This window comes from Clostridium yunnanense (genome assembly GCF_016595795.1).
GTDB lineage: Bacteria > Bacillota > Clostridia > Clostridiales > Clostridiaceae > Clostridium_AR > Clostridium_AR yunnanense.
In genome coordinates, this window is sequence record NZ_JAENHN010000007.1 from 46,589 (window position 1) to 58,775 (window position 12,187).

The following is a 12,187-nucleotide window of genomic DNA, read 5'->3' on the forward strand; positions in this document are numbered from 1 at the left end:
ATCCCCATTAGCAGTTCATCTTCATTATCCTTCCCATTACCTCTCTAGGTTTCCTATTAAATTCTTCCCTTGTAAACTCTTTAACAATATTATTAACCTCTACCCTAATATTGTTATTCTCTATCTCAATCTTAATTCCATCACCTTTAAACCCTTTAATGCTGCTATCGTTACTTAACTTTTCACCTACTTGAGTTTCAGTTAAAAAATTCATTCTCTTAAGTTCCTGCCATAACCTATATTCTTCTTTGGATCTTATACAAAGATCAGTTACAACTGAAGCATTGTTAAGTAAGAATTCAGTTGTATAAAGAACCTTTAGCACTTGATAACCCTTAACTTCAATTTTTTTATCAAGCTTTTTCCATTCCTCAATTTGAAAAACGTAGTAGTCATCTGCCGATTCACTTGGTAATTCCTTTATATCATTTCTTTTCATTATGTTTATATCTGAGACCTTACCATAATAGATTATCCCTGCTTCATCTCCAAATTGTCTCTTGGATTGAGCTAAAGCAATAAACTTAATGTTATGCTCAGCTATGTTTACATTACTACAGCTAGTGTGATAAAATTTACTTTCTAAGTTTACCTTCAGTTGCTCTTTGTTTCTTAATGCTCCTACAAGAACATTTCTATCTTTAAAGTATTCATCTTTGATATACTCTTCTCTTCCTGTTGAATCTAGAGACCTCTCAAAATTTGAGTAGCCTGATTCGTTTATCAGATTATCTAAAAACTCTTCCATCAATGCTGTAGTTGAAGGAAGAAATGGTATACCTCCAATATTTACTTCTTCAATACTTTTATAAAAATCATGATTTCTATATTCCTTCTCATCTTTATAAGGAAAAAGTACAAAAGCTCCAAAGACACTGTTATTAAGAGTTTCTGTTTTTTTATTTCTATATACTATGGCATCTCTGTATCTATGCATTGTATTTATGTCTTCTTCCTTTGGTCCTATTCCACCATATTTTTTTTGATATTCTTTCGATGTATCAATCTTATACTTAGCATCAAAGATAAATTCATAAGCTTTCTCACTGCCCTGTTTATCTAGGATCAATATATTATCAGGCTTTTGAGTTACTGTTCTACTACCTTCATTATGAGAACCAGTTTTAATTGCTCTTGTTGATTTAATAGAATTGTAGCACACCTTAAAGGTTTCTTTAGTTTTAGGATTTTCATATTTTAAGCTAGATGTAGTCCCCTTTTTAAGTGAAACAAATATTCCTTCTCTATTGACTGTAATAAAGTCTGAGCTTATAAGTTTGTATTTCTTTCTAAGCAAAGAGTTTATCTTTATAAAACACCAGTACTCATAAAGCAAGCTCAGCTCTTTCATTGATAAAGAAAAAATGTTGCTATTAATGCTTAATCCTTTCTGGAGCATTAAATAGTACTTATAAATATCCTTATATCCATTTGCCATACTAAAAACCATTGATATTGATGTATTTCTATAATCACTATTTACATTATTTAAAAAGGATGTTTTAAGTCTCTTATTTATTCCCTTTTTCATAATTGTTAGTTTATCAATAATATCACTATCTTTATTCCAGTACGAAGATGAATAAGTCTTAATAAACATATCTATCTTTTCGATAATCTTTATAAGCATGAACTTTAAGTACTTATTTTCCTTTGTATCTAAAGTAACCTGCTTTGTAACCTGTAAAGCCTCAGTTGGTATATACTTTCCATTAATATTTTCTAATAAATGTGGTCTTTTCTCTATCCATTTTATTGTATCCATACTGATATTTTTCAAGCTTTGATATTTATAAACTCTTGCATCTTTTGTAAGCTCATGATGCGGATTATATATAACTATATCAATAGCTTTCATCAGCTTTTCATATACATAACTAAATATACTGTAAAACTCAGTATAGCTATTATCTACCTTATTATTTATTTCTGCACCTAAGTAGGTTCTACTTAAAAATCCATAAGCTAAATTATATATTTCTTCGTTAACATCTTGTAAAATAGTCTTATAATCTTCCTTATAATCAATTTTACTTGGAAGCACCTCAATAGTTACTTTCATATGGATATTTCCATTTACCTTTACATAGAGATCAGAATATCCTATATCACCTCTAAAGTTAATTATCCCACTTAATATATTTCCGCCTCTGCCTGTGGGCGTTACTTTATTTCTTATGCTTGGATTTTCATGATAAAACTCTATGGTAGCTTTATCTCTCCTTTCAATTACTATCTCATAGTTAGTGTATTCTTTAAAGCAAAGATACTTATTACTATCCACTTCATATTCCTTACCTTCTACTAAGACAGTAAGTGACTTTGAATCTCCATATTTCACACTATCATCATTTCCTTTAATAGAGAAATAGAGTTCATCAGTTTCTATAAATAAAAGCTCCGAACTATTACCAGAAGGTTGTGAATCCATCTCTCTGGAACCTCCTGATCATAAATATAATTTTTTCACTACTTAATTTATATTTACTGCTCTCACACTGTTTCTCCATAGCTTTTATCTGTGTATCATCTAAATACCCTTCACTTTCATAATCAGAGTCATTTAGATTATTAAATAACTTAATCAGTATATCCAATACTTCTCCTCCACTACCTCCTATCTTAGGTAGTATCTTTTGAACAATTGAAAAATCCATTGCTTTCTCAAAGGAAAATAAATCATCACTTACTGCATATATTACATAAAACACAATCTCATCTCTTACTCTATATGCAAAATGCTGTTGGTACTTTTCAAGTATATTATTTATCTCAATTAATTTGTCTATAACCTTTAATGCTATATCTTTTTCATCTTTACATTGTGATAGGTTTAAATACTCAGACTTTAAAAAATCATTATGAAATTTTTTAGCTGAAAGCTCTTGCAATTCTGTGTCTTCAAAACTATACATTAAATTAACCTTATTAAATTCTATAGTATTAGCCCTATCCAGCACCTTCTTACTAAAAGAAAATGTAGTTTCGTCCATATTTACAGTACCAACAATATATAGATTTTCTGGAATATGTACGTCTCCATAATCATTATAAGCAGCTTCATCTCTTCCAAACTGAGACCTATTTATAAGTTTCTGTGTAATAATACCTTCATCACTTATTTTCCTTGTCTCCATAGCTGATAGGATATCACTAAAGTAATACTCTACCCTCGCTAGGTTCATTTCATCAAGGCATAGGAAATAAGGGTTGTCCGGGTTTTTCATTGCCTTATTAGCAATATCAATAATAATGCCTGGTACAAATTTGTTTTCAATATTTCTATAACCTAATAAATCTGTTGCATCCGACCAATCTGGCCTAACAGATACTAATCTAAATCTTCCATTTTCCCTATTCGCACCAACTGCTTCTGCAAAGAGTTCTATTATTTTACTTTTACCAGTACCTGATATACCTGAGAGGATTGCAAATGGCTTAGTTTTTAGACTAAGATACAAATTTGTAATTAAGTCTTTTGAATAATAGAAGCCCTTGCTTGAAATATAATTATGAATAAAAGAAATCTCTGAATTGACATCAGTTATAGATGCAAACTCATCTTCTGATTCTAATTCTTCATCTAAATCGTCTTCAGGTTCTTCATCCTCTATAGCGCTATTATCCTTATTAATAAGTTTTATAATGAAATTATTAGGCTTATCTCCTTTAAAGAAATCTATATATTCAGCATACTCATCTGGTATATTGACCGGCTTCTTGCCAGTGTCTTTTAAATAATTCATTATGTAATCATAACTTACTCTTAGCTTATCTTGCAGCAAGTCCTTCAAAGCTTTGTTACTATATATTATCTGTATTGTGACTCCTTTTCTACCTTTTGAGTTAGGCCATCTAATACTAGCATTGTACTCTTTATCTTTAAAACGCAGTTTGATTTTTACTTGCTTACCTTTTGTAACATCTTCAGATAGATTATCTAGAAAAACCTTATGATACCTTTCTGGTATTGTAGTTCCTTTATCAAAAGTACTATAATCGACTCTTTTTCTTCCTAGAAAGCTTTTGTCATCACTATTTATATCAACCCATGAATCTGGCCTCTTCTTTCTTTTGTTAACAATATTATTGTCCATATATTTCACCACCTGTTATAGATTATACAATTAATTTATATATCAAGTCTGCTATACATAACTATCAAAATATGTTCATACTTTTTACTTATAATATCTCTCTATTAAACTAACTTCATTATCGCAATTATTCTCATTTAATAGTCTAATTAATTTTTCCCTATCATAATAAATATCTAATTTACTCGATTTAAATTTTTTCATTAAATTCATTTTCTCTCTGGCTGATTTCTCTATTTTACCTGTAGTTATATAGCAAGCTTTCGTTTTTCTATCAGAATCCTGTAATCTTTCTAAAGCCTTCTTCAGAGTGTATGAAAAAAACCACTTTATAGTATTATTTTCTGGCTTCTTTTTTTCTTCTATGAAATTCCCAAGCTTTATTATACTATCTTTCTTACGTCCCTTTAACTCACATATAATTTTTTCGTCATCTGTTTCTATTATATAATCGTATTCAAACGTATACCTTTCTCCATTTTCAGTATAATTCAATACGTAATTTTGCCTTATAATACTTCCTTTAAATATTTTAGCAAAAACCTTGTACATCAACGCCTCAAAGAATACACCTTTTAAATTTTGCAAATTTTCTTCCTGCCCTGTGCTAACTAATGTTTCTAATGAGTCTGCTATCCTTTCAGTTATATCATTGTAATCATCAATCTCTCCTCCATATATATTAGGAAATGATATTATTTTTAAATCATCTAAAATATGTACTATCTTATCTCCAAAAATCACCTTTATGTCAAAACATAATATATTCAATCTTTTAATATCTTTTTTTATTTTGCTAGGTATATTGGATGAAAAAATTATAGGTATTATTCTTCTCTTATTATTTTTAACACTGTTCCTGAAAATTTGAAGCCTATCATAGAATCCTTTTAAATCATCAATAGTATAATCCCTAGTAATACATATATCTATAAAAACAAATGATTTGCTATCTTTTTCTTTATTAACAATATTATCATTAAAGCCAGCAGTTCCAGTAAATGCGCATGCATCCCATACTAATTTGCTACTCACAATACCACTACACGGTGTTTTTTTATTTCTATATAAAACGTCTTCGCTATCTATAATATTATTTTTTTGTAACCATACCAAAACCATTGGAAGGAATGTACACTCTATTTTCATATTTGAATAATAGTTTTTCATGTAATTTATATTTCTACCTTCTGAATTTACTTCTGCAATATATTTAACCCCCTGGTCTTCGATTGTCTGTACATTCTTTAGCTTATTTAGTATTTCTAATATATCTCCAAGCTGAGTTATTTTTGAATTGGTTTTCTCAGTTGTGCACGCAGCTATTTTATATATCTCAAAGTACGAAATTATTCCTTTATTATCTTCAAACCTATTTAAAACCCTATATATATTAGGTCTAGTATCTCTAAATTTATCTCTAATTATATTTTCACTTATCTCATAGTTTTTTCCCCAATATAAATATTGTCCCTTACCGAATGTAATTTCTTTATTGGTTTGTATAATATATGATTTGACTGCTAATTCAATAAGTTTTCTAGCATAGCTATCTTTACAGTTAAACTTCTCCACAAGCTTGTCCTTAACTTCACCACCCAGAAGGTAATTCTTTTCGGTGTTAAATAATTCATTTAGATATACTTCATACTTATTCATGCTCTCTCCTATTAAAAATTCACACTGCCCTTATAAAACAATTAATATCTTTTATTAGGGACATCTCGATATTTATTTTTACTATTTTCGATTCATAATCACAATATACTCTTATTAGCCCCCACCACAAACCTAGGAGGCATCTCCTCCTTAAGCTTCCACACAATGCTCATTGGCTTTTCTCCATTATGACTTACATACTCGCAAGTTCCAAGGAATATAAATGGTGAAGTATATCCATTTGAAGTTTTGTATTCTCTTGCAAATAGTGCAATGGAGTTTCCTGTCCTTCTATGGTTTATATATCTTTGTCCTGTGGCACTTTTCTCTGCAGTTTTGCTTTGTGATTGCCAGTGAAAGAGTTTTTCGTTTATGGCATAATCCTCGTATAAAGTTGATGGTGAAAAATCTTTTTCTGATTTATTTAAGGTTACAAAGAATATATCTAGCTTTTTGTCTTCAAAGTACTTAGCCCCTTCTCTAAAGGAAGGACATTTTTCTTCATTAAAGTATCCTAAGGATGCTAATATCTGATTAGTGGTATAGCTGCAGTGAACATCTAATGGGCATGGAAAACTAAAATCATTTTCTATGTTCATCATGTCCACCTTAGATAGCTTATAGGTTAAGATATCTATAATTTCTTTCTTAAAGCTTTCGCAGTTCTTTATGCTGCTTAGTCCATCCTTAAAGCTATGAAAGCCTTCTTTATTTGGTTCATTACTGTAAAAAGTATAATAAAGCATTGAGATCATTAGCTTTTCTTCATTATTTAGCTCTTCTGTAAGTTCATGCTTTAGATATTTAATTATAAATCCAATAAACTTTAAGGAATCTATATGAAATAAACTTGGTAGTCTTTTTACTAGCTTAGTTTCATTTTCCAAGGTAAAAGCTTCAGCTAATCCTGCTTCTACTGCCATTCTCATAAAGCTTCTATCTCCACTTTTTCCGTAGAAATCGTATAGTGATAAATTATAGTGCTTTAAGAAGTTTGGTAAATTCAGCTCAAGTCCAGTATCCTCACTGAAGTATTTCATCTTTTCTATGAGGTTTCTCTTACTGTTAGTGGAGGCTTTTATATTCCTCAAAATATAGTCTTTAGCTTGTTTTTCTAGAGCTATAAAACATCCCTTAGGAACGTTTAGAAATCCATTTTCCACATAATGAGCTATTGAGTGCTTTGTCTTTCCTATCAAGGCTCTAAACTTTTCTTCAAAGTTATAATTTGCATGAGCCTGACCTACAAAGTCTAGAACTGTTAGACATTCCTTACCTTCACTTAGTCTTAAACCTCTACCTAGCTGCTGAAGAAATACTGTTAAACTTTCCGTAGGTCTTAAAAATAGAACTATATTAATTTCTGGTATATCTACCCCTTCATTATAAAGATCCACAACAAAGATAAAGTTTATTTCTCCATTTACAAGTCTATGCTTTGCTGTCTCTCTTTCCTCATCACTTACCCCTGAGTATAATGCTATAGAAGGTATATTTGCTTTATTAAAAGCCTCAGCCATGTACTTTGCATGATCTATTGAAACACAGAAACCAAGCCCTTTTACCTCTTCAATAGAGGTTACATAATCCTTTAGGCTTTTTAATATCTGATTAGTTCTTATATAGTTTGAGGTATACACTCCTTCAAGCTCTTTTATATCGTAGCCTTTCCTGCTCCATTTTAGCTTTGAAAGGTCTACGTTATCCGTAACGCAAAAATACTGAAAAGGAGTTAAAAGTTTTCTGTCTATAGCTTCTGTAAGTCTCATCTCTGCTGCAACTCTATCATCAAAATGCTCTAGAACATTTTTACCATCCATTCTCTCTGGAGTAGCAGTTAAGCCTAACAGTATCTTAGGTTTATAGCAATCTAATAAAGTTACATAAGAAGGCGCTGCTGCATGGTGAAATTCATCCACTATTATAAAATCATAAAAATCTCTTGAAGTATTTTCATATAACTTCTTAGAATTAAAGCTTTGAATACTTATAAATAAATGATCTAAGCTCTCTGCTCTGCTTCCACCAACCAATAATTGTCCAAAGTTAAAATCCTTTAAAACTGCTCTAAAGGTAGTTAAACTTTGCTCTAGTATTTCTTCTCTATGAGCAACAAAAAGTAGTCTTCCGCGGCCATTATTATTCTTTAAAAATCTCTTATAATCAAAAGCTGAAATTATGGTCTTTCCAACTCCTGTAGCTGCTACTAGAAGGTTTTTATTCCTACCAAATATCTCTCTTTCCACCTGAAGCTTCTCAAGGATTTCCTTTTGATAATGGTATGGGGTTATTTCTAAGTTAAAATTTATATTGTTCTGGGCAATGTCTTTTTTGCTACTAAGGGCTTTATGTAATCTTACTGCCTCCTGCTCATCTTCTCCGTTAAAGGATGCAAACTCCTTGTCGTTCCAATAGCTTTCAAAGGTTGCTTCAAACTTTTTAATGATGTCAAAGGAATCCTTTTCTGTGACCTTTAGATTCCACTCAAGTCCAGAAGTCAAGGCTGGGTTTGATATGTTGGAAGAACCTATATAAGCTGTTGAAAAGCCAGTTTCTCTTTTAAAAAGATAAGCCTTTGCATGAAGTCTTGTTCTTTCTACATCGTAACTAACCTTTATCTCAGTATTTTCAAGTTTACTAAGCTCCATAATAGCCTTAAAGTCTGTAGCTTCCATATAAGAGGTAGTTATTACTCTTAGCCTTGTACCTTCTCTCTCAGTAAATTCTCTTAACTGCTCAATGATACATCTAAGTCCACTCCATTTTATAAAAGAAACCAGCATATCAATACTATCTGAACTTAAAATCTCCTTTTGTAGCTCAGACATCATATTAGGTTCATAATGAGAACCGGTAAATAAGGAACTCTCAGATAGAGGCGTAGCTGGTCTTACATCCTCCACTTTTCTGAAAGCTCTAACACTATTAAGCTTAGAATAAATTGAAGTTAGAACTTCTCCTTCTTCAGAAAGCTTTAAAGTTTCAAACTCATCATCCTCTAGGTTCTGAGCTAAGATCTCAATAATCTCATTACAAGTTTTAATCTGCTTAAGCAAAGCTTCTTTGCTTTCATTTGCGCTAAAACCATCTCTTATATATCTCAAAGCTTTTCTAGTTACTGCTGATATATAACTAGAAAGACGCTTTCTTGCTTCTTCCACATCTATTTTTTCCTTAGAGATATCATACTTTTCCTTCTCTAAGACAGATAACTCACCTTCTAGCTTTTCGCTTATTAATTCTTCATAAAGACCTTCTTTTAGCATGGAGAGACCTCCTTATCTTTCTATATAAATGTATTACGTCCTAATAAAATCTATATTTATATTTAAACTTGGGAAGATAGTTAACAAATTTATCCTGTGAATCTTACCATATATAAATTAAACATATATTCTTCACAGCATTTATTTCCCTAACCCTTGTCCCAAAAATAAGTATTGTTCTAATTAAAGCATAATCTAACAGAGCTTTGAAAATATTATTATAATATGTATTTAACTTTACATACTTCTCTTATTTCAAACTGGTTATTTACTTATAACTTAATTTTAGCAAAATTAGACATAATATACCATAGTTATGGGATTTAAGTTTTTTGCATAAAAAAATCACTGGCTTTTATATACCAGTGATTGATCTTGGAATCTTAATATTGATTCATCTATTTTTTATAAGTCATCAGTGCTCTTTCCCAAAGTATTTACTATACTTGCTATAAATCTTTCAAAATCTACAATATTATTCTGAACAATATCATATATCATTTCATCACTTATATTAAAATACATATGTACTATTCTATTCCTAAACTTCGCCATATTAAAGTACACTAATACATCTTTAATATCTATGACTCCATTATCAGCTAATATTTGAAAATGGTCTTTATTATCCTTTGGCTTTCCCAATCTATTTCTTGCAATCAAATGACTAGAAATATCTAACATTGCTTCTATACCTACTTGTAATAGATATTTAGCACTATCTACTTTTGTGAAATCCTCTACAAATTCATCTTTATTAATTGATTTCAATTTTCTTAATTTATTTAAGCATGTATCCATAAATACTAATTTTTGATCTATCTTATTTTTATCAAATTCCATTAATCTCTTTACTCCTAACCCTATAACTTTCATAAAAATCCTTCATAAATCTATCTAAATAATATTTCTCATCTCTATACCTATTAAAAGTCTGCTCCATAAAATCACAGACTTTATAATAATCTTTTTCGTAAAGGCTTCTTCCTTCATCGATTACTTTAAATTGTAAAGTTATAGGCGCAGAAAGGAGGTTAATAGTATCGATATTATCAAACTCCACGATTTCACTGATCCTAGAGGAAATATCCATCTCATCCATGATTCCAATTTGCTTATCAAATAACAATGCTATATCAATATCACTGTCTTCTGTTTGTTTTTCTGTTCCATAAGACCCTATAAACCATGCAGCTAGAATATTCTCGTTATTCTTAAAGTAATCTTTTAGAGCGTCTAGTTTTGCATCGATATTAATCATAAAATTCTACTCCTTTCTAAAGATAATACCATTTTTTATATGCTTAAAATGTTTTACTTACATTAATTATACCCTATATCCAGATTTCTTAAAATATAGTTGCCCAACTGATGCTAAAAATTTTATTTTAAAGTTAATAATCAAGATAAAATTTCTTGGTTTACATATAGAAATTGATAGCAAAGAGAAAAAGCACCCATCCGCCAAAGATTAGTGCTTTCATTCTCTTAAATTCATATGTTTGATTTTATCCAATAGCCCTAAAACAAAATAAATGTTCTAAGGATTGGCTTAGTGTTTGCAACACTAAGCTTTTCTTAATTATATTATATCAAACTTTCTTGAAAAATAAACAATTTTATTTTTCTTTATCCTAGAATTTCATCTCTTATTCATCAAAATCATTATAATAGTCATAAAAAAGCAGATAAGTAATATCAATTTTTACCTAGTTAGTTCTTCCACACACTTTTTTATATACTCAAACTTGACTGGAGCATAATCCCATCGTTCCACACTAACACAGGCTGATTGTTTAGCCACAGTTGGATACATCTCAGTTCCATGGACATGTCCATATAGATAGAAAAATGGGGTTGCTGAATTAATATATTGTGGTGGCTGATGTTGCATTACTATAAACTCGTTATAGACAATTGGATATTTGTACACTTCATCAAAACCACATTCCATCCACTGGCTTATGGTTAGATGATTATCATGATTGCCCATAATAAGTATCTTTTTACCGTTTAGCTTATTGATTATCTCCTTCATTTTTGATAATGGATAGGAGCTCACATCGCCAAGATGAAACACTATATCATCTTCCTTTACTACGCTATTCCATGAAGCAATCATTTGCTTATCCATGTCTTCAAGATTTGAAAATGGCCTCTTTTCGTATGCTATTATATTTGCATCGCCAAAATGTGTGTCTGCTGTTATAAAAACTTCTGACATATTGTACACCTCATCTTAAAAATAACTTAAATTTACCCTATTAAAATTCATTATACTATTATAAACTTATAAATCTCTTTATAATGGACTTTTTGTACCTAGGTAAAAGCTTAGGAAAGTACGTCCTTCAAAAACTCTTCACTTTTCTTCCAAAGTTCTCTCGAAACAGTTCCATCATCCTTAAATGCCACAGCCATAGGTTTGCCCTTCGAGTAAACTTCTCCTAGTTTCCAATCGACTCCAGGCTTTCCTTCAATGAGTGCCGTAAGCGCACGAGCACTTTTTTCTGGACTTATGGTCATCAGATACTTTACTGGTGTGTGGTAGAGAAATCTCATGAAATGGGTGGTATCACTAGCAAAGCTAGACCGTACTACCCCAGGGTGAAAGGCAACAGCGGAGATTCCCTCTTCACGATACCTACGGTCAAGCTCTCTGGTGAAAAGGATATTCTCAAGTTTGCCGTATCCGTAGGCAGTTTGTGGTGCATAATTACGTTCATTATTAAGATCTTTGATATTGAAATTCCTTCCGAAGGCGTTGGCAGCTATGCTTGAGGTCTGTATTACCACTGCCTTACTAGCAATAAGACGTTTCATAAGTAGCATCGTTAGAAGAAATGATGCGAGGTGGTTGACCTGGAAAGTCTTCTCGAACCCATCCTCCGTCATCTGTCTCTCTCCCATGATCCCACCTGCATTGTTTGCAAGCACATCAATACATTCATAGCGTTCTAATTCAGTTGCCAGTCGTTTTACATCTGCTAATCGTGTGTAGTCAACCAAATGGTAAGGTGCATTTAATTCTCTTGCAATTGCTTCGGTTTTCGATTTTGATCGACCAACGAGCACCACGTTGTGTCCTTTAGCTTTCAACTGACGAGCAGCTGCAGCACCAATGCCATCACTGGCTCCAGTAATGATGCTTGTTTTCATTTTATT

The 12,187-nt window shown here is 31.1% G+C and carries 8 protein-coding genes; all 8 read right to left on the reverse strand.

All coding sequences use genetic code 11. The features are described 5' to 3' along the window. Window positions 1–7: 7 nt before the first annotated feature. Complete coding sequence (locus JHL18_RS02565) at window positions 8–2,431, reverse strand: DUF2357 domain-containing protein (protein ID WP_200266073.1); 2,424 nt, start codon at window positions 2,429–2,431, stop codon at window positions 8–10. Beyond that, entirely contained in the window at window positions 2,409–4,097 is a 1,689-nt protein-coding gene (locus JHL18_RS02570; protein ID WP_200266074.1) for an McrB family protein, read from the reverse strand. The genes JHL18_RS02565 and JHL18_RS02570 overlap by 23 nt, the downstream gene beginning before the upstream one ends. An 84-nt stretch (window positions 4,098–4,181) precedes the next feature. Beyond that, complete coding sequence (locus JHL18_RS02575; protein ID WP_200266075.1) at window positions 4,182–5,756, reverse strand: hypothetical protein; 1,575 nt, start codon at window positions 5,754–5,756, stop codon at window positions 4,182–4,184. A gap of 98 nt (window positions 5,757–5,854) precedes the next feature. Beyond that, entirely contained in the window at window positions 5,855–9,022 is a 3,168-nt protein-coding gene (locus tag JHL18_RS02580) for a DEAD/DEAH box helicase (RefSeq protein WP_200266076.1), read from the reverse strand. A 405-nt stretch (window positions 9,023–9,427) separates the two neighbouring features. Then, the gene (gene hepT, locus JHL18_RS02585) at window positions 9,428–9,865 is read right to left on the reverse strand and encodes a type VII toxin-antitoxin system HepT family RNase toxin (RefSeq protein WP_200266077.1); all 438 of its coding nucleotides are present in this window, start codon (window positions 9,863–9,865) and stop codon (window positions 9,428–9,430) included. Continuing rightward, window positions 9,855–10,283: a type VII toxin-antitoxin system MntA family adenylyltransferase antitoxin gene (gene mntA, locus JHL18_RS02590; RefSeq protein ID WP_200266078.1), complete on the reverse strand. Its 429-nt coding sequence runs from the start codon at window positions 10,281–10,283 to the stop codon at window positions 9,855–9,857. Before mntA ends, hepT begins: the two co-directional genes overlap by 11 nt. A 444-nt stretch (window positions 10,284–10,727) precedes the next feature. Then, window positions 10,728–11,246 (reverse strand): metallophosphoesterase, encoded by a 519-nt coding sequence (locus JHL18_RS02595; RefSeq protein ID WP_200266079.1) that lies wholly within the window; start codon window positions 11,244–11,246, stop codon window positions 10,728–10,730. A gap of 110 nt (window positions 11,247–11,356) precedes the next feature. After that, a complete protein-coding gene (locus JHL18_RS02600; protein ID WP_200266080.1) occupies window positions 11,357–12,181 on the reverse strand; it encodes an SDR family NAD(P)-dependent oxidoreductase in 825 nt (274 codons plus the stop codon). Window positions 12,182–12,187 lie beyond the last annotated feature (6 nt).